We start from the raw sequence: 20928 nt of genomic DNA, 5'->3' as shown, positions 1-20928 counted from the left end.
TAATAGCTAGGTGAAAAAGATGATCATACTTGAAAGCCAAGTATTTAAGGCAATCCCTAAGTCTCCAGAACAGAGCTGTATCTTTTTAAATAATACGCAAACAGATAAAGTTGTTGATGGTACTTATTTGGAGCTTTGTATTAAAGCAGGTTGTAAATACCTTGTTTTTATGACGGATGATAATCCTTACGAGGATATGCTTCATATCCATCTCTTGAATGAGCATCTTGATGTTGTTGATTCAGCTACGATTGGTAGCATGTATTCAACGGGATCTTTTCGAAATTATAATATTCAAAACTCGAACACGTTAAATTTTCATTTTATTGGCGATACTGAATGGAAAATAGAAATACTAGATAGCAAGAGATTTTTATTTCCACTAATTTCTTCACTTAAAGGAGTTTCGAGAAAGAATATTTTTTATCAATATTTTAAAATTTATAGCAATCCTTCGTTATAAGCCTTGTAACTTTAAATTGTCCTAGGGGATCATTATTTTATGTTTAATCTACAAGGAAGAAACTATGATATTTAATATGCTCATTACAGACAACTTCGCATCATTTTATGATGAGGATAAAGAAGTACATATTTTTATTGATAGTTGTGATAATCAAAGGTTTGAGATACGAATAGGGGACTTAGAACACTCGAAATCAGTCGGTAGCGTTTTAGCTTCAAGTAATGATGAGTTAAATATAAAGTTATTAGCGCTTTATATTAAATATTAATACACGGAAAAATGAGTTGTAAATGGAAATAAGAACAGGCGAGCTTTCAAACCCACACGTCATAAAACTATTACAAACGCATCATAACGATATGCTAAAGCACTCACCTGTTGAGAGCGTACATGCACTTGATGTGAGTCAACTCACTCAGCCCAACATAACATTTTATAGCTTATGGATTGATAATAATTTAGCGGGTGTTGGCGCATTAAAAGCGCTCAATACAACTCATGGCGAAATGAAATCAATGCGTACCTCAAGTAACTATTTACGCCAAGGCATAGCGGCTAAGCTACTTACGCATATTATTGAGCAGGCAACACTGCGAGGTTACAAAACAATAAGCTTAGAAACTGGAACAGCAGAGGCATTTTTGCCCGCACAAAAGCTCTACGCCCAATTTGGTTTTAAAGAGTGTGAACCGTTTGGTGATTATGAGCTAGATCCGTACAGCTTGTTTATGATTAAAGAGCTTTAAAAGTGAGAAAGGGATATTATGGCTTATAAAGTTGGATTTAAAGCCCCTGCACTGGATGAGTTTGCTAATTTACGTACACAAGTAAAGTGGCAAAATCCTGACGATGAAATATTAAAAACAAGCATCGAAAACTCACTATTTTGGGTTGCCGTGTACGACACTGATAAGTTGATAGGCACTGGGAGAGTGATTGGTGATGGCGCAATGTATTTTTATATTCAAGATATAATTGTTGCGCCTAGTTATCAAAAACAAGGTATTGCTCGTTTAGTAATGACCCACATTGAAAACTATCTAAGCAGTACCTGCTCTAATGGCGCTACAGTAGGTTTATTAAGTGCTTACGGGAAAGAAAGTTTTTACGCACAATATGGCTATATAAAGCGCGATGGAGATGTTTTAGGGTTTGGAATGTGTAAGTTTATTTAGTTAATATTATGGATTAAAGGAACTAATTTTTTATATGGTTATTGACCTTACTAAGCCCTTAAAATTACCAAAGGCATTTACTGATAGATTAAGAACATTAGACGAGCTATGTCGTAAACATTACCACTTGGAAAGTATGTTTAAATACAGTTGTGTCCTCGAGTTAGTAAAAGATATTGATAAACACTGCTCGGAAAGGAAAGTTGTCGGTATTCATTATACAAGGGCCATTCCTGAGCAAATAAAAGAAAGAGGACTCCTTGTCAGAAATGGAAGTGAGATTAGGAACACCTTCCTAACAGAACATGGTCATCGGTTTTCTTTAAATGAAATTGACTTTATTAAGAGTTGTTGGAGCGATTTTTTCACAGAAGAATATTGTCCAGCTAGAGATAAACGAATATTTTTTAATTTTACTGAAGTAGCTCTTGGTAATAGTGGTTCGAAATTTTTAATCGGTTTATATGGCGGTGAGCAGGTTATGATGTGTTTTGATTTCGACGACTCTATCGGTATGAAGTTGTCGGAAATTGGTAAACCTCTTCTCATTCGCTGTGCTTTAAATCCATCAAAAGTGAAAACTTTTACGGAGTACCCATGGGGTAAAATTTTAGTTTCATCTTATCACAAGCTTATAAACCCAGAAGCTTGCATTTTTGATCAGGATGGTTATCAATCTATTGCAGTTACAAAAGACGATATTGTAAATATTGAAGTGCTTCCTGAGTAATAACGAAGTCGTACTCAAGAGGTGATTTAAAAAGCGGTAAGTCGGGTTGTTTCTGGTGAATTCATCTTTTTTTGTCGGATGGCGTGGCTTCGCCACTTATCCGACCTACGTCAAAGGTAGGTTGGTTAAGCCGAAGGCGCCACCCAACAAAGTTACAGGTTCACGCCCGAAGCTTCGCTATTAGCACTGAGCTGCCATAGATATTAACTATCAACTCAGCTCCTTTATCGCTCTACTTATCCCATCTAAACTCAGCGCATACATGCGGTTGTTCATTAGCTGCTTTATAAAGTCAATTGATTGATAGTACGGCCAATGCTCAACCGGCTGTGGGTTGAGCCACGCGACTTTATCAAAGTGATTGGTGATTCGGTTTAACCACGCACTACCAGGTTCTTCATTCCAATGCTCTACTGAGCCGCCAGGGTAGGCAATTTCATATGGGCCCATAGTGGCATCGCCAACAAATATTACTTTGTAGTCGCTGGTAAACTTGTTGATGAGTGTCATGGTGTCAATAACGTTTGAGTGGCGGCGTTGGTTATCTTGCCAAACGTGTTCGTATAAACAGTTATGAAAGTAGTAAAACTCTAAATGTTTAAACTCGCTGTGGGCGGCGCTAAATAACTCTTCACAGGTATGAATGTAGTCATCCATTGAACCGCCAATATCAAACAGCATCAATACTTTTACCGCGTTATGGCGCTCGGGGGCCATTTTTACATCGAGCATGCCGCCTTGCTTGGCGGTCGCGCGAATAGTCTCGTTTAAATCAAGGGTGTCGCTTGCGCCAGTACGAGCAAATTTGCGTAGTTTTTTAAGTGCCAGCTTTATGGTACGTGAACCAATTTCGCGGTCAGAATCGAGGTTACGGTATTCGCGCTTATCCCACACTTTTACTGCTTGGCGATTGCGGTTGCCGTCTTGACCAATACGTACACCCTCAGGGTTATAGCCGTATGCCCCAAAAGGCGAGGTGCCGCCTGTACCTACCCACTTATTGCCGCCAGCATGGCGTTTTTGCTGTTCTTCTAAACGCTCTTTTAGGGTTTTCATTAGCTCGTCGAGCCCGCCCATAGCTTTTAGTTGGGCTTTTTCTTCATCACTTAGATGCTTTTCAAACTCTTTACGCAACCAATCTTCAGGTAGGTTGTGTTGCTGTTTTAAGCTCTCGAGCAGGTCTAAGTCGGCAATACCGCTAAAGTAATCGCTAAAGGCTTTATCGAACCGGTCAAAATGGGTTTCGTCTTTTACCATAATAGTGCGCGCTAAATGATAAAACGCGTCTACATCAGCAAATATAACGCCTTGTTTTAAAGCGTTAATTAAATCGAGCAGTTCGCGCAGGCTCACAGGCAAGCGGTATTTACGTAGCGTGAAAAAAAACTGTACCAACATGTTAGCGACGGCTCATAAACGCGAGTTTTTCGATTAGGCTTATGTCTTGCTCGTTTTTAAGTAGCGCGCCGAACATCGGCATTAAACCGCCTTTTTGCGCTTTGTCGTGCAGGGTTTTTGCGTCTATATCTTCAGCCATTAATAGTTTTAACCAATCCAGTAACTCGCTGGTGGATGGCTTCTTTTTAAGGCCGTTGGCTTCGCGTAAGTTAAAAAATACTTCTAGCGCTTGGCGAACTAAATCTTGTTTAACATGCGGGTAGTGCACATCAATAATTTGCTGCATTTCGTCGCTATTTGGAAAATCAATATAATGGAAAAAACAGCGACGTAAAAACGCATCAGGCAGCTCTTTTTCATTGTTTGATGTGATGATCACAATAGGGCGCTCTTTAGCCACAATGCGCTCACCGGTTTCGTATACATGAAATTCCATTTTATCGAGTTCGAGTAGTAAATCGTTTGGAAACTCAATATCGGCTTTGTCTATTTCGTCAATAAGCAGTACTGGGCGTTTGCCGTTTAATTCAGCGTACATGAAGGCTTGCCACAGCTTACCTTTAACTATGTAGTTGCTAATATTGTGAACGCGCTCATCACCTAGCTGGCTGTCGCGCAAACGCGATACCGCATCGTACTCGTACAAACCTTGCTGCGCTTTAGTGGTTGATTTTATATGCCACTGAATAAGCTCAGTATCTAAACTTTTCGCTAACTCTTCAGCCAGCATGGTTTTACCTGTGCCAGGCTCGCCTTTAATTAAAAGCGGTTTTTGCAGCATAATAGCGGCGTTTACTGCCTGTTTTAATGCTGAGCTTGCGATGTAATTATCAGTAGAATTAAATTGCACGGGTTATCCTTTATCTGGTCTGAGCAGTAATTGTTATGCGTTATAATGCCATAGTTAATCGGCTTCACCAAGGTAGGCAAAACGGGCGATAGTTTTACCGTCTTTTTCTACGGTTTCAGTAAACATACTTAGTGGGCGTGCCCATATGCCGTACTCACCGTATAAGGCTTGGTAAATAACCAACTGCTCGTTGGTTTCGCTGTGGGTCGCCACATGCATAACTTTATATTGTGGGCCTTTGTAGTGTTGATATAAACCCAGTTTTAGTGCTGTAGTCATAGTCTGTTATCTTGTATAATTTGCCTTCGCTTTTTATTATGCCAAAGAATACAGCAATACTATGAATTATATTTCTCTTGATGATTACAAAAAAGCCTGGGTATTTCGCCACAAAGATATTCCGGTTTCAGATATTGATGCAGCCAATATTAAACCCATGACCAGCGAGCGTGCCGCCGTACTGTGGACAACCATGGTGAGTCGCGAACATGATCATCCAGACTTTTTTGATAAAACCGATTGGTGCGCGCAAGAGCAAAACTTTAGCAAAGAAATTAATTGGGAAGATGCGTGGGAAAGCGAAGAACCCCAATTTCCAGATGCTATTTTGAACCACTTAGATTGGCAGGCTAATACCACAGTGTATTTTTGCATGGCACGCGACAATATTATCGAAACGACATTTGATGTGTTTAAACGTAACTGGCAAAACTTTATGTTTTTGGCTGATGGCAGCTTATTAATAGGTAAAAAGCGCAGCACTATGGTGCAATTTTTAGAATCAGGTATTGCAAAATTAGGTGAAAAGCCAAGCGCTTAAATTACTACAAGTGCTTAAAAACTGTGCGTTACTGTGTTATAAAACAGTATTAAAATGTTTTTTTGAGTACAGCGATTGGTTGCTAAAAATAAGCAGTTTAACACAAGCCGGCAAGTTGAAATGTGGCAAACTGATGCACAAAAAGTGCTTTACGCACAATTATGCAATGCTTTTTATCAGCGTGAAGTTCAGCGCTTAGTGGCTGAACCTAATGGTGACCGTTTACGCAGGCAATTAAAAAGTCTGCCTTATTATATTGAACGTGCCGCAACACGTGTAGCTAATGCACCATTGCCTTTTACGCTTGATGCGCAAAATGGAGGCTGGCTTGAAAAGCAAAAACCAACACCGCCAGAGGCTAATCCTTCAGCGAATGAACTTTTTTATCAAGCGCATGCCAAAGTAGGGCTAATAATTCCGGTATTATTACAAAGTCACGGTCAAATTCGGGTTAGAATAGACAGCATTGATCAAGTAGCTGATACGCAACTGCATTGTAATGAACTTGGCTGGTTTGATTTTTTAGGCCAAGGACTTGAGCAGCAAAGTGCGCAACTGCTTAAACCTAGTAAAACGAGCCTTGCAGCGGCGTGTTGTGGCCACCAGTGGCAGTTTTCAAAGCGTAGCACGCCACGGGTTTTGTCACTACGGGAAATGTTACTAGCTGCCAATATTAATTGGCGCAATGTTAAGCGGCCGCTAGCATAAGTAGATAATTAAAAATTAAAATAAGGAGTGTTTAATGCGATTTTTTCAATTTGGCTTGTTGTGCTTAGCACTTTTTATCCAGTATCGCCTTTGGTTTGGTCATAACGGGGTGCAAGACTACACCCGTTTAAAAAATGCGGTGGCATCGCATCAACAAACTAACGAAAAACTAATAAAGCGTAATAAAGTATTAAAAGCGGATATAGAAGATTTAAAGCTCGGCCACGAAGGCATTGAAGAGCGTGCCCGCAACGAATTAGGAATGATTAAACCGGACGAAACCTTTATTCGTGTTTTACCGGCTCAACACCATGACAAATAAACAAACTATTGCTGCTATTGTTCCTGCCGCAGGTGTTGGCAGTCGAATGCAACACACAACACCAAAGCAATATATTTCCTTAGCAGGGAAAACCATTCTAGAGCATACGCTCGCTAAGTTATCGCAGTTACCGCAGTTAAACTCTATAGTGGTGGCTCTGAGCGAAACCGACCCCTACTTTGACGACCTTACGCTAGCTGATCCTCGCATTGTGCGTGCTATTGGCGGTAAAGAGCGCGCAGATTCAGTGTTAAACAGTTTATTGTTTTTAGCTGCCAACCCACCTGCTTGGGTTTTGGTGCACGACGCTGCAAGACCTTTAGTCGATATTGCTGATATAGAGCGCTTAATCGCACAGTGCATGCAGGCTGATGAAGGCGGCATTTTAGCCAGCAAAGTAAAAGACACTATAAAACGAGGGCAAAGCCATGCGCAGCAAACTGTGCCTCGTGATGATTTATGGCAAGCGCTTACCCCGCAACTGTTTAAATACAACGAGCTTAAAACGGCATTGCAAAGTGCGCTTAACGGCGGCGTTACTATTACTGATGAAGCCAGTGCAATGGAGTGGGCAAATAAGCCGGTAAAGCTGGTAGCAGGGCGTAGTGATAATATTAAAATTACCACCCCAGAAGATTTAGATTTAGCAGGCTTTGTACTGCAAAAACAAAATAATGAGAGTGCAACATGATACGAATAGGCCATGGTTTTGACGTGCATAAATTTGGAGGCCAAGGGCCTTTAACTATCTGCGGCGAAAAAATTGATTATCCACAAGGCTTTTTAGCACACTCAGATGGTGATGTAGCTATTCATGCCTTATGTGACGCTATTTTAGGATCATTAGCGCTGGGCGATATTGGTAAGCATTTTCCGGATACGGCCAGTGAATATGAAAATATTGATAGCCGTATTTTACTTCGCCATGTAGTGAACTTAGCCAAGCAACAGGGCTATGTATTGGGCAATGCGGATGTCACCATTGTGGCACAAGCACCAAAAATGCTGCCGCACATTCAAGCGATGCGTGGCAACCTTGCCAGTGATTTAAATGCCGAGCTTTCACAGGTAAATGTAAAAGCTACCACTACCGAAAAACTCGGTTTTGAGGGGCGTAAAGAAGGCATTTCAAGCCATGCTGTGGTCATTATGAGCAAACAAAACGCATGAGCGAATTAAATTATTTATATGGTGCGCCGCTTTCCAAAGCCGACTTTAAAACCACCGCAGAAGACTTTATGGTTGATGAGGATCTCGGTATAGAATTTACCGGCAGTGGTGAACACGTGTGTTTGCAAGTGGTTAAAAAGGGTGAAAACACCCAATATGTTGCCAAGCTGATTGCACAAAAAGCGGGTGTATCGCCACGTGATGTAAGCTATGCCGGTATGAAAGATCGCCATGGAGTATGCTCGCAGTGGTTTAGCGTAAAAGTACCGATTAAAAAGCATATTGATTTTACTGAGCTGAACAGTGAAAGCGTGTTTGTGGTATCGCAGCAGCGCCATGAGCGAAAATTGCGCACTGGTTGCCATAAAGGAAATAGATTTACTATTACCTTGCGCAATGTAACCGAGCCGCTTGATATTTTATGCCGTATAAACGCGGTACGCGCAGGTGTGCCTAATTATTTTGGTGAACAGCGCTTTGGTCGTGATGGGCACAACCTAGTGATGGCCGAAAAAATGTTTGCCGGTGAGCGTATTCGCGATAAAAAGCTGCGAGGCATTATTATTTCTGCTGCGCGTTCACATGTGTTTAATCAAATTGTTAGTTTACGCGTGGCTGAGCATGGGCTTGCTAAAACCATGCACCGCGAAGTATTTATGCTCAGTGGCAGTAATGCATTTTTTGAAGATGCGATAAGTGATGAAAATATTGCACGGCTTGCCTCTGGCGACATTATGATGTCGGCGCCCATGGTGGGCAAAAGTGAAAAAGGCATAACCGAACAAGAAAAAACATGGTTGGCACCGTATCAAGCATGGTGTGATGGCTTAGGGGATTTAGGGCTTAAAAACGAGCGTAGAATGCTGCGTTTAATACCCCAAGAGCTAAGCATAGAAACACTTGATGAACGCACATTAAAACTCAGCTTTGGTTTACCCAAAGGCTGTTTTGCAACGGCTTTACTGCGCGAACTGGTCGATTATACTGATGCCAGCCCTCGCGAGCGAAAAGAAAAGGATACCGCAGATGAAGATTCTATTAAGTAATGATGATGGTGTTAATGCCAAAGGTATTGCTGTTTTATATCAAGCATTAACACAAATTGCTGAGGTAACGCTGGTTGCTCCAGATAGAAATTGTAGTGGTGCTAGTAATTCACTAACGCTAATGAATCCGCTGCGTGCCACAACGCTCGACAACGGTTTTATGTCGGTAAACGGTACACCCACTGATTGTGTGCATTTAGGTGTTAATCAATTAGTGGATGAAAAACCCGATTTGGTTGTTGCTGGTATTAATCATGGCGGTAATTTAGGCGATGATACGCTTTACTCTGGTACAGTTGCTGCGGCGACTGAAGGCCGTCATTTAGGCTTACCAGCAATTGCGGTATCTTTGTGCTCTCATCATGGTGAGCATTTTGAAACAGCGGCAGCCGTTACTGTAAATATTATTAAAGGGCTTGCTTCACATCCGTTGCCCAAAGATCAGATCATTAATATTAATGTTCCCGATATTCCGCTCTCTGAGCTCAAAGGCGTTCAGGTAACTCGTTTAGGGGCTCGTCACAAAGCAGAAACCATGACTAAGCAAACCGATCCATGGGGACGCGATATTTTTTGGTATGGATCGCTAGGGCTTGAAAGCGACGCAGGTGAAGGCACTGACTTTTATGCGGTTAATAATGGCTATGCATCAGTGACCCCGTTAAGCGTTGATATGACCGCCAAAGACAGTATTAAAGCCGTGGGAGAGTGGTTAGCCGAGTTGGAGATTAACCGTGCTGGCTAATTATACTCGCAGTGCACAAGCACTTTCAGACCTTTTACAGCGAGATGGCGTAGAAGATAAAGAGGTTTTAAAAGCGATTGCGCAAATTCCTCGGCATATTTTTATTGATGATGTACTCAAACACAAAGCGTATCAAAATACCGCGCTACCTATAGGACAAGGGCAAACTATTTCTCAGCCTTATATTGTTGCGCGCATGACCGAGCTAATGCGATTAGCCGGTGTGCAACATAAGGTGTTAGAAATAGGCACCGGATCGGGCTATCAAACTGCGGTTTTAGCTAAAACCTTTGATAAGGTATATTCGGTAGAGCGTATTAAAGCTTTGCAATGGCAAGCTAAACGCCGATTACACCAGCTCGATTTGTACAATGTCACCATGAAACATGGCGATGGTTGGCAAGGCTGGCAGTCACAAGCGCCATTTGATGGCATTATCGTGACTGCTGCGGCAACCACCATTCCCCCCGAGTTACTCGCACAACTTGCTGATGGAGGCGTATTACTCGCCCCTATTGGTGAGGAAGAACAAAAATTAACCATGGTTATTCGCCAAGGCGATAACTTTACAGAGCATGTAATTGCGCCAGTAAGATTTGTACCTTTAGTCCCTGGTGATATTGAATAGGAATTCATTTTGAAGTTGTTTACCAAGTTATACGATATGGCGTTAGTGTGGGCTAAACACCGCCATGCAGAACGTTATTTAGCAGGGATGAGCTTTGCCGAGTCGGTTTTCTTCCCAGTTCCACCTGATGTAATGTTAGCGCCTATGTCGCTAGCGCAACCAAGTAAGGCATGGCGATTTGCAAGCTTTGCCACGGTTGCTTCTGTGCTTGGCGGCGTACTGGGTTATTTACTTGGATTTTGGTTGTTTGAACCGGTTGTAGAGCCCTTTATTGCGCAAATGCAATGGCAAGATAAATTTAATACGGCGCTTGCATGGTTTAAAGATTATGGCGTTTGGGTGGTATTTATAGCGGGGTTTTCTCCTATTCCTTATAAGGTATTTACCATTGGCGCTGGCGTATTACAAATGGCGTTTTTACCCTTTATTATTGCCTCGGCTATTGGGCGTGGCGCGCGTTTCTTTTTAGTATCTGCTTTAATGAAGTGGGGTGGAGTTAAAATGGAACAAAAATTACGTCAATATATTGAAGTACTTGGCTGGGCAGTGGTTGCTTTAATCGCTGTTGCGTACGTATTATTGCGATAATCGCCATAATGCAACGATGTTAAAACAGAGGGCAAAACACATTGAATAAACAAATACGCTGTTATGTTGCTTTATTTATTAGTGTTTTGCTTTGTGCATGCTCGTCTCGCCATGTTCCTGCTCCTGTAAGTAGTTTAAATAATAATATTAATGACTATCCCTCACGGATTAATATTAACGGTGGCAAGTACACGGTACAAAAAGGCGATACACTTTATTCGATTGCTTTTAGTGCTGGAAAAGATTTCAGAGAACTTGCAAAAAATAATTCAATTCCATCACCTTACACTATTGTTCCTGGTCAGGCTGTATCCCTTTTAGAACCAAGTAGGTCAAGGGTTGCACAAAAAACTTACCGAAATAAGCCCGCTAAAAAGCCATCTAATTTACAAAAAAGTAACAGAAAATTAAAGAAAGAGCTTGATAAGCCGAAAAAACGTAGGTATGTTCAAAAACAAGCTAACCAAAAAATTAGTCAGTCTCAAGGTTCTTCAGCTAAAAAGTTGAGTTGGTTTTGGCCTGCTAAAGGTAAAATAACAAAACGCTTTTCTAACAAGGAAAATGGTTACAAAGGCCTACAGATTGCTAATAAAAAGGGTACTGCTGTACTCGCCGCTGCAAAAGGAACGGTAGTTTACGCGGGTAGTGCGCTAAGAGGTTACGGTAATTTAATCATATTGAAACATAATGATGATTACCTAAGTGCTTATGCACATAACTCAACGTTACTTGTGAAAGAAAAGCAAATAGTGAAGGCGGGACAAAAAATAGCAGAAATTGGTAATTCAGAGTCTTCAGTAACGGCACTTCGTTTTGAAATTCGTTATCGAGGAAAAGCTGTTAACCCTGCTAAGTACCTACCCTGAACTGAAGGTGTTGATTGACTGTTCTGGAGAAGGCTCATGGCTAATACAGCAAAAGCTTGTAAAACGACTACAGACCTAAATCATAAAGTTATTGATAGCTTGCTCAGGAGAAGTCTTATGGCTGATGTAGCAAAAGCTGAGAAAACCCCCACTGATGATAAGTTTGACGACTCTAAAATAGAGGAGACAACGAAGTTACTTGATGAAGTGGAAGATGAAGATGTATTTGTAAAAGAAGAAGTCACTAAAAACCTCGATGCCACCCAGTTATACTTAGGCGAGATTGGTTTTTCCCCTCTATTAAGTGCAGAAGAAGAAGTGTTTTTTGCACGAAAATCGCTTAAAGGCTGCGAAGCCTCCCGAAAACGTATGATTGAAAGTAACTTACGCTTAGTTGTAAAAATTGCGCGTAGGTACAACAATCGTGGACTTGCTCTACTTGATTTAATTGAAGAAGGTAACTTAGGGCTGATCCGAGCAGTTGAAAAGTTTGATCCTGAACGGGGTTTTCGATTTTCTACTTATGCCACATGGTGGATACGACAAACCATTGAACGGGCAATAATGAATCAAACCCGTACTATTCGTTTGCCTATTCATGTTGTTAAAGAGCTTAACGTTTATTTACGTACAGCACGTGAGCTAACTCAAAAGCTTGATCATGAGCCAACCGCAGAAGAAATTGCAGAAAGCTTGGACAGACCGGTCGAAGATGTAACAAAAATGCTTCGCCTAAACGAAAAAATAGCTTCTGTAGATATGCCTATTGGTGGCGAGAATGACAGTGCATTGTTAGATGTAATTGCCGACGAAAAAAATGTAGGTCCTGAAGGTGAAGTGCAAAACAATGATATGAATACGCATATTATTGACTGGTTAGGTGAATTGAACCCTAAGCAGCGCGAAGTACTGGCACGTCGGTTTGGTTTACTCGGTTATGAGCCTTCAACGCTTGAAGATGTGGGCCGTGAAATTGGGTTGACCCGCGAGCGAGTTCGCCAAATACAGGTTGAGGCGCTACGTCGGTTAAAAGATATCTTGCAGCAAGAAGGATTAAGTACCGAAAGCTTATTTGAGCAGTTTGCTTAATCTAAACACACAGTAAAATTAAATACAGCCCGACTTTTTAGTCGGGCTGTTTGCGTTTAAAGCAGTGCTTTTAATTTATAAAGCAGTTCATGCGCCTGACGCGGTGATAGGTTATCGGGATCTATTGCGGTCATTTGTTGCTCAAGTTCACTAGGCTGAATTATTTGCGGTTCACTATCAAACGGTAAAACCTGTTGCTCTGTGGTGGCTGTTGTGACACTTTGATGATTTTCAAGCAAGGTTAGCTTTTGTTTAGCTTGGGCAATAACCGCTTTAGGCACACCAGCCAGGGCTGCCACTTGCAAACCAAAACTTTTACTTGCGGCACCATCTAATACCGTGTGCATAAAGGCAATGGTATCGTTGTGTTCAATGGCATCTAGGTGCACATTAACCAGCCCAGGCGTTTGTTCTGCAAGCTCAGTGAGTTCAAAGTAATGGGTTGCGAACAGAGTTTTAGCCGCGATTTTTGAAGCAAGATGATCAGCTGTTGCGTATGCCAGTGATAAACCATCGTAAGTACTGGTTCCTCGGCCGATTTCATCCATTAATACCAATGATTGTGCGGTGGCATTATTTAAAATTGCCGCGGTTTCTGTCATTTCAACCATAAAGGTAGAGCGCCCAGATGCTAAGTCGTCACTGGCGCCAATGCGAGTAAATATCCTATCAATATTACCAATCTTTGCGCTATCAGCAGGAACGTAACAGCCAATGTGCGCCATAAGCACAATAAGCGCAGTTTGGCGCATGTAAGTTGATTTACCGCCCATGTTGGGACCAGTAATTATCAACATTTTACGCTGGCTATTGAGCTCCACAGGATTGGCAATAAATGGGTCTTTCATTACTTGCTCAACTACAGGGTGGCGGCCTTGTTCGATGCTGATATTATCGTTATCGCAAAGCTCAGGCTTGGCATAATTTAGCGTTTGGGCACGCTCTGCTAAATTATTCAGTACATCTAAATCGGCAATGACCGAGGCCATTATTTGCAGCTGCTCGATATGCGGAGCAATAAATTCAAATAGCTGTTCGTATAGCTGCTTTTCTAGGGCCAGCGCTTTTGATTGGCTGCCGAGAACCTTGTCTTCATGTTCTTTAAGTTCTGGAATTATATAACGTTCATTATTTTTTAACGTTTGACGACGAATATAATCTGCAGGCACTAAGTGCGAGTTAGCGCGGCTCACCTCAATAAAAAAGCCATGCACTCGGTTATAGCCAATTTTAAGTGTACTAATACCTGTGCGTTCACGTTCGCGTTGCTCTAGCTGTTCAAGCACATCGGTGGCACCTTGACTTAAATTACGCCACTCATCAAGTTCGCTGTTATACCCTGGAGCAATAACGCCGCCATCACGAATTAACACCGGTGGGTTATCAATCACTGCACGTTCAAGTAATGCTTGAAGCTCGGGGAGCTCTTTAGAGTGGGCAATAATATGAGAAATACGCGCATCTGTGGCATCGCTTAATAAGTTATGTAGCGGTGCTAATGCTTGAAGCGCACTACGAAGCCTTGTTAAATCACGTGGCCGAGCAGTGTGTAATGCCAAGCGAGCAATTACACGTTCTATATCACCAATATCTCTGAGAGCGTCATGCAGCTCACTGCATAATTGCACATCTAAAATAGCACTAATGGCATTTAGACGAGAATTTAACTCGTCTTTATTACGAATAGGAGTATGAATACGGCGCTTAAGTAATCGTGAGCCCATAGCTGTGGCTGTTTTATCAAGCACTTGGGCAAGGGTATTTTCAAAGCCACCTGATAAATTAACGGTAAGTTCAAGGTTTTTACGGGTGGGCGCATCTAAAATTACCGCGTGTTCATTATGCTCAAGGGTAATTGCACGAATGTGCGGTAATGCAATACGTTGGGTATCTTTTACGTACTGCATTAAACAGCCTGCCGCTACCAAGGCGCTATGTGCTTTATCGACCCCAAAACCGACTAAATCTTTGGTGCCAAACTGCTCGCACAGTAAGTGTTGCGCGGTATCAAGGTCAAACTCCCAATCAGGGCGACGACGCGCTCCCTTAATATGTTCAATTAAATGAGTGTTTTCAAAGTGTTCACTATATAGTAATTCAGCAGGCGCTAAGCGTTGTAGGGTTGAGCTAAATGCTTCATCGGTACTAACTTCAACAACATTGAAGCGCCCAGAGTTGATATCAAGATACGCAACACCGTATTGACCTTTTTTATTTTGCCAAACACTGGTTAGTAAGTTGTCTTGGCGCTCTTGTAGTAAGGCTTCGTCAGAAATAGTACCTGGGGTTACAATACGCACTACTTTGCGTTCAACAGGGCCTTTGCTGGTGGCAGGGTCACCCACTTGTTCACAAATAGCCACCGACTCGCCCATTTGTACTAAGCGGGCTAAGTAGTTTTCTACCGCATGATAAGGCACGCCCGCCATAGGAATAGGATCGCCCCCTGCTTTGCCACGGTGTGTTTGTGAAATATCAAGCAACTGCGCGGCGCGTTTTGCGTCATCAAAAAAGAGTTCGTAAAAATCCCCCATCCGATAAAACAATAAAATATCGCGATGCTCTGATTTTATTTTTAGATACTGCTGCATCATAGGGGTTTGTTGTTTTATAGTGTGCGGTGCATAAAGATCAAACGACATGTATTTACCCAAAGGCTGAATATGGAATTACATCAAGAGATTAAGACACTTGCTGCGCAATTAGGCGCTATTTTAACGGATAAACGCTTATGGATCACTACCGCTGAATCATGTACTGGTGGTGGAGTGAGTTATTCGCTTACCGATACCCCAGGAAGCTCTGCATATATTGATCGTGCATTTGTTACTTATAGCAATAACGCCAAGCATGAATTACTCAATGTGAAGCATGATACCCTCGAGCAATTTGGCGCAGTGAGCGAACAAACAGTTATTGAGATGGCAGCAGGTGCCTGCAAGGCAGCCAGTGCTGACATTGCCATTGCTATTTCAGGGATTGCAGGGCCCGGTGGCGCTACTGAGGACAAACCGGTAGGGCTTGTGTGGTTTGGGCTACAAATTAACGGTAAACACTGGACGTTTGAACAAGTATTTAATGGTGATAGGGCGCAAGTTAGGCTGCAAGCCATTGTATTTTCTTTAAAAACCATAATAGAGAAGATAAAATAATAAAATTAGCTTGATACTGTGATTTCATACAGTATACTTGTGTGCATTAGCTGGATTTGGAGAAGAAAATGAACGATAACAAACAAAAAGCGTTGGACGCAGCTTTATCACAAATTGAACGTCAATTTGGTAAAGGTTCAATCATGAAATTGGGTGACAATAAGGCGTTAAACATTGACGCTGTATCAACAGGCTCGCTAGGTATTGATATTGCTTTAGGCATAGGCGGCTTGCCAATGGGGCGTATTGTTGAAGTATATGGCCCAGAGTCATCAGGTAAAACAACGCTAACATTACAAGTTATCGCACAAGCTCAAAAAGAAGGTAAAACGTGTGCCTTTGTTGATGCTGAGCATGCTCTTGATCCAGTTTACGCACAAAAGTTAGGCGTTAATATTGATGAGTTACTGGTATCTCAACCAGATACGGGTGAACAAGCACTGGAAATTTGTGACATGTTAGTGCGCTCAAGCGCGGTTGATGTAGTTATTGTCGATTCTGTTGCTGCATTAACACCTAAAGCTGAGATTGAAGGCGACATGGGTGATTCACACATGGGTCTACAAGCACGTTTAATGTCACAAGCACTACGTAAGCTTACAGGTAACATTAAGCGCTCAAACACGCTATGTATTTTCATTAACCAAATCCGTATGAAAATTGGTGTAATGTTTGGTAACCCTGAAACAACAACTGGTGGTAACGCCCTGAAATTTTACGCCTCTGTACGTATTGATATTCGTCGTATTGGCTCGGTAAAAGAAGGTGATGAAGTTGTTGGTAACGAAACGCGTGTTAAAGTTGTGAAGAACAAAGTAGCACCGCCGTTCAAACAAGCTGAATTTATCATTATGTATGGTGAAGGTATTTCTAAGCAGGGCGAGCTAATTGATTTAGGTGTTAAGCATAAAATTGTTGAAAAAGCAGGTGCTTGGTACAGTTACAATGGCAACAAAGTTGGCCAAGGTAAGTCTAATTCAATTAAGTTCCTTAAAGAAAACCCTGAAATTGCAGATGAAATTGAAGGTAAGTTACGTGAAATGCTATTGCTAAAAGCAACGGTTGAGCCAGAAGATGGCGAAGACGTATTAGGTGATGAAGGCGACCTTTAAGCCATTTAGTTTTAAAGCTTGATTTGACCCGAGCTTAAAAAAAGCGCTAACCATTTAGGTTAGCGCTTTTTTATTGTTTGCTATAAAGTGACTTAAAGCCTAATTGTTAGCTTTATAGCTGCCAGTTAACTGACAATGAGTAGTTACGTGGTGCCCCGTAATAACCTTGTGCCCAAAAGAGGCTGTTTATGTACTTTTCATCAGTGCTGTTATTAACATTAAAGGTAACACCGACGTTTTGAGTAATTTCGTAGGTGGCCATTAAATCTAATATGCCATAAGCCCCTTGTTTTGTAGTAACCAATGCGTTACCAGCTGGGTCTTTTACTTGCACGCGGCTAGTAGTATCTTGCCAGCGGTAATTAGCACCTAAGGTTAAACCACTAATAAATGGTACTTGATAAGTAGCTGCCATTTTTAATTGGTTTTCGGGGGTGTAATCTTTTACAAGCTCATCACCATCAATGCTTAAATTACTAAAGCTGATGCTAGCACTTAAATCATCTGTTAATCGACCGCTTAGCTCAATTTCGAAACCATCACTGTTGATACCATCTGCAGCATAATAACGCGTATCGCTAGGAAGAGAGTCTGGAAGCGCAATAGCAAGTCCATCTTGCTTAGCATCAAAGTAGGCCAGTGTTACAAATACTTGCTCATCTAAAAGTTGAGCTTTTAGGCCAACCTCAGCACTTTTACCAATAACCGGAGCCAGTTGTTCAGCGTTAATGTCTAACTCTTTTTGTGGCACAAACGTTTCGGTGTAGCTTGCGTAAGCTGATAACGACTCGGTAAAGTCGTACACAGTACCAATGTAAGGAATAACCTCTGAGTCATCGCGGGTTTGCACTACACTATAAGCAGTACCTTTAGTTTCCCAATCGGTATAGCGTACGCCTGCCAAAATGCTTAATGGCTCAGCTAGTTTAATGCGAGTTGAAACATAGGCCGATCTTTGTGTATTTTGTACATCACTGCCGTTAGGTGCATCCGCAAGCGTTGCCTCTGGTGCAATCCCACCCCAAGTCGCTAAATCAGGCATCGCAGGGAAACCATTTCCTGTGCTGTAGTCATAAAGCGATTGGTCATTAAAGTCCATGTTTGCTTGGCTAATACCAAATGATAAGTCGTGCTCTAATGAAAACAACTCAAACTTACCGCTGGCATATAAATCAAATAAATCTTGCGTGTCTTTGTAATCATAACGACTCGCATAGCCGGTTAAACCTAAACCAGTTTCTTTATCTGGGGTACCATATACATAAAACAACTCAGAATTTTGTTCATTTTTTATATGGGCATAACGGGCTTTAGCAACCCAAGTCGCTGATAAGTTTTGCTCAAGTGTTACATAGATACGTTCAGCGCTATTATCCCAATAAGACCAATCTGCAGCTGTACTAGTCGATTCATCATAATCAGTTGGTGAACCATCAGTGTAATAAAGGGGTAATGCGCCCCACAATGGGCTGTCAGCATCTTTTTGTTGGTTTACGTAGTTAATGCTCAGTAACGTATCGTCAGCTAGCTTTCCTTCATAGGCAAGGTAGGCAATAGTTTTATCGGTTTCGTAACGATCTAAATATGACTCTTTATCTTGCTTGGAAAATACAGCGCGAACAGCGTGTTCATCGCTAATCGGTGCAGAAACATCTATATCTACACGCTTGTTATTCCACGAACCATAAGAAGCAGAAGCATGAGCTTGTGTTGTGTAGGTTGGTTTTTTTAGCACCATGTTTACAGTAGCCGATGGGTTACCCGCACCGGTCATCATGCCATTGGCACCACGTACAATTTCAACACGGTCGTAAATTGCAGTATCAAGTGTCCCTTGAATTGAACCAGAGGTTTGCGGAGTGCCTAAGCCATCAATTAAAAAGTTAGTTATCTCAAAACCACGGGCTTTAAAGTATGTACGATCGGTTTCTATTTGCTCTACTGTTACGCCTGGTGTGCTTTCTAGTACCGCATTAATATCATCAAGTGAAAAGTCATCCATCAACGCGCGTGAAACAACGGAAATTGATTGCGGGGTTTCTTTAATTGTTAAACCTAGCTTAGTTGCAGACTGCGCTTCTTCGGTAATATAGTTTTTATGATGTTGCCCATAAACGGCAATTTTTTCTAAAGGCAGGTTGTCTTGCGTGTCGTTTGCAACAGCATGACCAGATAAAACTAGTGAAGTAAGTAGACTCAGTTTAAATGCAGAGTTTTTTTGTTTGTGCAGCATCTTGTTTCCCATAAGATTAAATTTGGTTGGTAATTTAATCTAAATGAGAGTGATTTGCAATTGCGTTATTGTAATATTTTACACGTCATCAATGTTATTTTAAAAAAGTGTACAGGTGTATTTACTATGGAAATAAAAAAGCGGCCGAAGCCGCTCAGGAAGTATTTTAATTGGTTAGGAAATTAAAACGCATATTTAACAGAGAACTGTAAGCGATCCATGTCGCCGTCTACGCCACTTTCAAGCTCACGCTCTGCATGTTTAAATTCCGCACCAAAGGTTAGACGTTTAACCGGTGAGTATAAAATATTTGCACTGTAGCTTTGGCTTGATTCTGTAGGATCGCCATACACTGCCAGTAGATTTTCATCGTTATCAGCAGATAAGAACGAATATAGGAAAGTAGAGCGCCACTGGCTATTCCACTTATGTTGATATGCAATAAAACCAGATGTTGAATCAATCGCATCTAGGTCATCACCATTAAGAACCGCCCCACGTGCTACGTTTAGACCCACATAACGACCTAGTCCTTTACCTTGGGTAAGCATAAATTTTAGATTGTCTTCACCAAGTTTCACCATACCCGATGCACTAACACCAAATGAGGTTTCATCGGCATCAACACCACCTACTTTGTAGGTCAGTTGACGAGCAAGGGCTGCTACTACAAAATTACCCCAATCCGCTTTGTGAGTATAGCGTGCGGTAAAGTCAGGTAATGAGGCATCATCAGTCACTGCCATACCACCACCTGCTGTAGTAATTGTGCTTTCTGGATTTTCTAAAGAGAAAGACCATGCACCTGTAGTGTATTTAATTTGAGATTGGCGAACGAACACTGTGCCTTCTGCTGGGCCAACAAAATCAAGCGCTTCTGGTAATGCACCAACGTTTTGAAAGTTTGACCATGTTTGACCAAATAACCAACCATCGTATGAAATAAATGCATGGCGAATACGCGGAGAATATGAATTAGACACACGCTCGTTGCCACCTGGGGCAGACGCTAAAAAGTCTAGCTCTATTTTAGTTTTAACTGTTTTACCATTATCTAGTAAGGTAGCAGTTCCAAAATTGAAACGTGACTCACGAGCGTGCATATCAAATACTGCGTCTGAACTATCATCGCTACCAACTGTTAATGTACTTGGTACATAAAAGTCACGGCCAACACTGCTGCCAGCAGGTGCGCCTGCTGAGTAGTCACTCCACATTGCGTCGAGTTTAATGTATCCACCATAGGTGAACTCTGTATCACCTATTTTTGCAGCTGTTGCAGCATATGCTGTGCTAGAAAGTGCACATAGTACAGCAGTCGCTGCCAGTGTTTTAATTGGAGTTAATTTCATTGTTGTGTCCTTTTATAGGCTACTTGTTGTATGTTTTATTATGATATGCATTAATGTGTGTTACTTATATAGTACTAACAGATTGAATTTATTGCCTTTAATTTAATTTGTTAGTAAATACGAGTTATTAATAAACAATCAAAGTTTTTATATATTTAAGCTACTGTTGTATATGTGCACAATTTACTCAATTAACTATTAGTCTATTAGACTAAGGTTTAATAATTATTGAGGGCCCACATATTTTTATTTAATAGTATGTTTTTTATGTAAATAGGGTATAGCCATGAGGATTATAGATAAGATATTGGGATCTGTTGACCTTTGCGGATTAAAATTTGTTCAAACTAGGGGCGATTAAATCATGGCGCGAGGTTTGTAACCTAGTGGACTAAGTGAAAACCGAGCAACAAAGAGTAAATCGCGCCTAGGCAGAACCCTACGGGCAGCGCCTTCTTGGCCGAGGTGCTCGGGTATC

The 20928-nt window shown here is 41.5% G+C and carries 23 protein-coding genes; 17 read left to right on the top strand and 6 right to left on the bottom strand.

What is annotated here, in order from left to right; translation table 11 throughout:
* Positions 1-19 precede the first annotated feature (19 nt).
* The 4 genes from CWB76_RS17725 to CWB76_RS17705 all read left to right on the top strand — a co-directional run bounded on the left by CWB76_RS17725 (position 20) and on the right by CWB76_RS17705 (position 2371).
* Positions 20-463 carry a hypothetical protein gene (locus tag CWB76_RS17725; protein ID WP_138609378.1) on the top strand — a complete coding sequence of 148 codons (444 nt, stop codon included), beginning with the start codon at positions 20-22 and terminating at the stop codon, positions 461-463.
* 293 nt (positions 464-756) lie between these two features.
* On the top strand, positions 757-1212 hold the full coding sequence (locus CWB76_RS17715) for a GNAT family N-acetyltransferase (RefSeq protein ID WP_138609373.1): 456 nt from the start codon (positions 757-759) through the stop codon (positions 1210-1212).
* Positions 1213-1230: 18 nt separating this feature from the next.
* Complete coding sequence (locus CWB76_RS17710; RefSeq protein WP_138609371.1) at positions 1231-1641, top strand: GNAT family N-acetyltransferase; 411 nt, start codon at positions 1231-1233, stop codon at positions 1639-1641.
* 34 nt (positions 1642-1675) lie between these two features.
* Positions 1676-2371, top strand: a complete 696-nt coding sequence (locus CWB76_RS17705) for a hypothetical protein (protein WP_138609369.1) — start codon at positions 1676-1678, stop codon at positions 2369-2371.
* Between the two features lie 210 nt (positions 2372-2581).
* Here CWB76_RS17705 and CWB76_RS17700 read toward each other — a convergent pair whose 3' ends face one another.
* The 3 genes from CWB76_RS17700 to CWB76_RS17690 are packed head-to-tail and all read right to left on the bottom strand — an operon-like array spanning position 2582 to position 4898.
* The gene (locus CWB76_RS17700; protein WP_138609367.1) at positions 2582-3769 is read right to left on the bottom strand and encodes a vWA domain-containing protein; all 1188 of its coding nucleotides are present in this window, start codon (positions 3767-3769) and stop codon (positions 2582-2584) included.
* 1 nt (position 3770) lies between these two features.
* A complete protein-coding gene (locus tag CWB76_RS17695; protein WP_008464234.1) occupies positions 3771-4619 on the bottom strand; it encodes an AAA family ATPase in 849 nt (282 codons plus the stop codon).
* A 54-nt stretch (positions 4620-4673) separates the two neighbouring features.
* On the bottom strand, positions 4674-4898 hold the full coding sequence (locus tag CWB76_RS17690; protein WP_008110327.1) for a DUF1653 domain-containing protein: 225 nt from the start codon (positions 4896-4898) through the stop codon (positions 4674-4676).
* Positions 4899-4959: 61 nt separating this feature from the next.
* Here CWB76_RS17690 and CWB76_RS17685 point away from each other — a divergent pair, with 61 nt between their 5' ends.
* The 11 genes from CWB76_RS17685 (at position 4960) to rpoS (ending at position 12601) form a co-directional block, all read left to right on the top strand.
* Positions 4960-5439: a DUF2947 domain-containing protein gene (locus CWB76_RS17685; RefSeq protein ID WP_138609365.1), complete on the top strand. Its 480-nt coding sequence runs from the start codon at positions 4960-4962 to the stop codon at positions 5437-5439.
* Between the two features lie 75 nt (positions 5440-5514).
* A complete protein-coding gene (locus CWB76_RS17680) occupies positions 5515-6147 on the top strand; it encodes a hypothetical protein (protein ID WP_138609363.1) in 633 nt (210 codons plus the stop codon).
* A gap of 34 nt (positions 6148-6181) precedes the next feature.
* Positions 6182-6469, top strand: a complete 288-nt coding sequence (gene ftsB / locus CWB76_RS17675; protein ID WP_008110330.1) for a cell division protein FtsB — start codon at positions 6182-6184, stop codon at positions 6467-6469.
* Positions 6459-7160: a 2-C-methyl-D-erythritol 4-phosphate cytidylyltransferase gene (ispD, locus tag CWB76_RS17670; protein WP_138609361.1), complete on the top strand. Its 702-nt coding sequence runs from the start codon at positions 6459-6461 to the stop codon at positions 7158-7160. Before ftsB ends, ispD begins: the two co-directional genes overlap by 11 nt.
* Positions 7157-7639, top strand: a complete 483-nt coding sequence (ispF, locus tag CWB76_RS17665; RefSeq protein WP_008464226.1) for a 2-C-methyl-D-erythritol 2,4-cyclodiphosphate synthase — start codon at positions 7157-7159, stop codon at positions 7637-7639. Before ispD ends, ispF begins: the two co-directional genes overlap by 4 nt.
* Positions 7636-8685: a tRNA pseudouridine(13) synthase TruD gene (gene truD / locus CWB76_RS17660; RefSeq protein WP_138609359.1), complete on the top strand. Its 1050-nt coding sequence runs from the start codon at positions 7636-7638 to the stop codon at positions 8683-8685. Before ispF ends, truD begins: the two co-directional genes overlap by 4 nt.
* Entirely contained in the window at positions 8666-9430 is a 765-nt protein-coding gene (gene surE, locus CWB76_RS17655) for a 5'/3'-nucleotidase SurE (RefSeq protein ID WP_010387748.1), read from the top strand. The genes truD and surE overlap by 20 nt, the downstream gene beginning before the upstream one ends.
* Positions 9420-10058 carry a protein-L-isoaspartate(D-aspartate) O-methyltransferase gene (locus CWB76_RS17650; RefSeq protein ID WP_138609357.1) on the top strand — a complete coding sequence of 213 codons (639 nt, stop codon included), beginning with the start codon at positions 9420-9422 and terminating at the stop codon, positions 10056-10058. Before surE ends, CWB76_RS17650 begins: the two co-directional genes overlap by 11 nt.
* A 9-nt stretch (positions 10059-10067) precedes the next feature.
* Entirely contained in the window at positions 10068-10646 is a 579-nt protein-coding gene (locus tag CWB76_RS17645; RefSeq protein WP_138609355.1) for a YqaA family protein, read from the top strand.
* Between the two features lie 41 nt (positions 10647-10687).
* On the top strand, positions 10688-11512 hold the full coding sequence (locus tag CWB76_RS17640; RefSeq protein ID WP_138609353.1) for a peptidoglycan DD-metalloendopeptidase family protein: 825 nt from the start codon (positions 10688-10690) through the stop codon (positions 11510-11512).
* Positions 11513-11629: 117 nt separating this feature from the next.
* On the top strand, positions 11630-12601 hold the full coding sequence (rpoS, locus tag CWB76_RS17635; RefSeq protein WP_109874229.1) for an RNA polymerase sigma factor RpoS: 972 nt from the start codon (positions 11630-11632) through the stop codon (positions 12599-12601).
* Between the two features lie 56 nt (positions 12602-12657).
* On the opposite strand, the gene mutS is transcribed toward rpoS, so the two are convergent.
* The gene (gene mutS / locus CWB76_RS17630) at positions 12658-15243 is read right to left on the bottom strand and encodes a DNA mismatch repair protein MutS (RefSeq protein ID WP_138609351.1); all 2586 of its coding nucleotides are present in this window, start codon (positions 15241-15243) and stop codon (positions 12658-12660) included.
* Positions 15244-15264: 21 nt separating this feature from the next.
* On the opposite strand from mutS, the gene CWB76_RS17625 reads away from it, so the two are divergent.
* The gene (locus CWB76_RS17625) at positions 15265-15753 is read left to right on the top strand and encodes a CinA family protein (RefSeq protein WP_138609349.1); all 489 of its coding nucleotides are present in this window, start codon (positions 15265-15267) and stop codon (positions 15751-15753) included.
* A 68-nt stretch (positions 15754-15821) separates the two neighbouring features.
* The gene (gene recA / locus CWB76_RS17620; protein WP_058155138.1) at positions 15822-16865 is read left to right on the top strand and encodes a recombinase RecA; all 1044 of its coding nucleotides are present in this window, start codon (positions 15822-15824) and stop codon (positions 16863-16865) included.
* A 112-nt stretch (positions 16866-16977) separates the two neighbouring features.
* Here recA and CWB76_RS17615 read toward each other — a convergent pair whose 3' ends face one another.
* Positions 16978-19098 (bottom strand): TonB-dependent siderophore receptor, encoded by a 2121-nt coding sequence (locus CWB76_RS17615; RefSeq protein ID WP_171039650.1) that lies wholly within the window; start codon positions 19096-19098, stop codon positions 16978-16980.
* Positions 19099-19280: 182 nt separating this feature from the next.
* Positions 19281-20450 (bottom strand): DcaP family trimeric outer membrane transporter, encoded by a 1170-nt coding sequence (locus CWB76_RS17610; RefSeq protein WP_138609345.1) that lies wholly within the window; start codon positions 20448-20450, stop codon positions 19281-19283.
* Between the last annotated feature and the right edge of the window lie 478 nt (positions 20451-20928).

Source organism: Pseudoalteromonas sp. S1609 (assembly GCF_005887255.1).
Taxonomy (GTDB): domain Bacteria; phylum Pseudomonadota; class Gammaproteobacteria; order Enterobacterales; family Alteromonadaceae; genus Pseudoalteromonas.
This window is presented reverse-complemented; position numbering and strand designations above follow the sequence as displayed.

Excerpts from the sequence above, each read along its gene's own strand:
- rpoS (WP_109874229.1), top strand. The coding sequence starts at position 11,630 with ATGGCTGATGTAGCAAAAGCTGAGAAAACCCCCACTGATGATAAGTTT.
- CWB76_RS17685 (WP_138609365.1), top strand. The coding sequence starts at position 4,960 with ATGAATTATATTTCTCTTGATGATTACAAAAAAGCCTGGGTATTTCGC.
- ispF (WP_008464226.1), top strand. The coding sequence starts at position 7,157 with ATGATACGAATAGGCCATGGTTTTGACGTGCATAAATTTGGAGGCCAA.
- ispD (WP_138609361.1), top strand. The coding sequence starts at position 6,459 with ATGACAAATAAACAAACTATTGCTGCTATTGTTCCTGCCGCAGGTGTT.
- CWB76_RS17705 (WP_138609369.1), top strand. The coding sequence starts at position 1,676 with ATGGTTATTGACCTTACTAAGCCCTTAAAATTACCAAAGGCATTTACT.
- CWB76_RS17715 (WP_138609373.1), top strand. The coding sequence starts at position 757 with ATGGAAATAAGAACAGGCGAGCTTTCAAACCCACACGTCATAAAACTA.
- mutS (WP_138609351.1), bottom strand. The coding sequence starts at position 15,243 with ATGTCGTTTGATCTTTATGCACCGCACACTATAAAACAACAAACCCCT.
- ftsB (WP_008110330.1), top strand. The coding sequence starts at position 6,182 with ATGCGATTTTTTCAATTTGGCTTGTTGTGCTTAGCACTTTTTATCCAG.
- CWB76_RS17700 (WP_138609367.1), bottom strand. The coding sequence starts at position 3,769 with ATGTTGGTACAGTTTTTTTTCACGCTACGTAAATACCGCTTGCCTGTG.
- CWB76_RS17625 (WP_138609349.1), top strand. The coding sequence starts at position 15,265 with ATGGAATTACATCAAGAGATTAAGACACTTGCTGCGCAATTAGGCGCT.
- CWB76_RS17610 (WP_138609345.1), bottom strand. The coding sequence starts at position 20,450 with ATGAAATTAACTCCAATTAAAACACTGGCAGCGACTGCTGTACTATGT.
- truD (WP_138609359.1), top strand. The coding sequence starts at position 7,636 with ATGAGCGAATTAAATTATTTATATGGTGCGCCGCTTTCCAAAGCCGAC.
- CWB76_RS17710 (WP_138609371.1), top strand. The coding sequence starts at position 1,231 with ATGGCTTATAAAGTTGGATTTAAAGCCCCTGCACTGGATGAGTTTGCT.
- CWB76_RS17690 (WP_008110327.1), bottom strand. The coding sequence starts at position 4,898 with ATGACTACAGCACTAAAACTGGGTTTATATCAACACTACAAAGGCCCA.
- CWB76_RS17725 (WP_138609378.1), top strand. The coding sequence starts at position 20 with ATGATCATACTTGAAAGCCAAGTATTTAAGGCAATCCCTAAGTCTCCA.
- CWB76_RS17615 (WP_171039650.1), bottom strand. The coding sequence starts at position 19,098 with ATGCTGCACAAACAAAAAAACTCTGCATTTAAACTGAGTCTACTTACT.
- recA (WP_058155138.1), top strand. The coding sequence starts at position 15,822 with ATGAACGATAACAAACAAAAAGCGTTGGACGCAGCTTTATCACAAATT.
- surE (WP_010387748.1), top strand. The coding sequence starts at position 8,666 with ATGAAGATTCTATTAAGTAATGATGATGGTGTTAATGCCAAAGGTATT.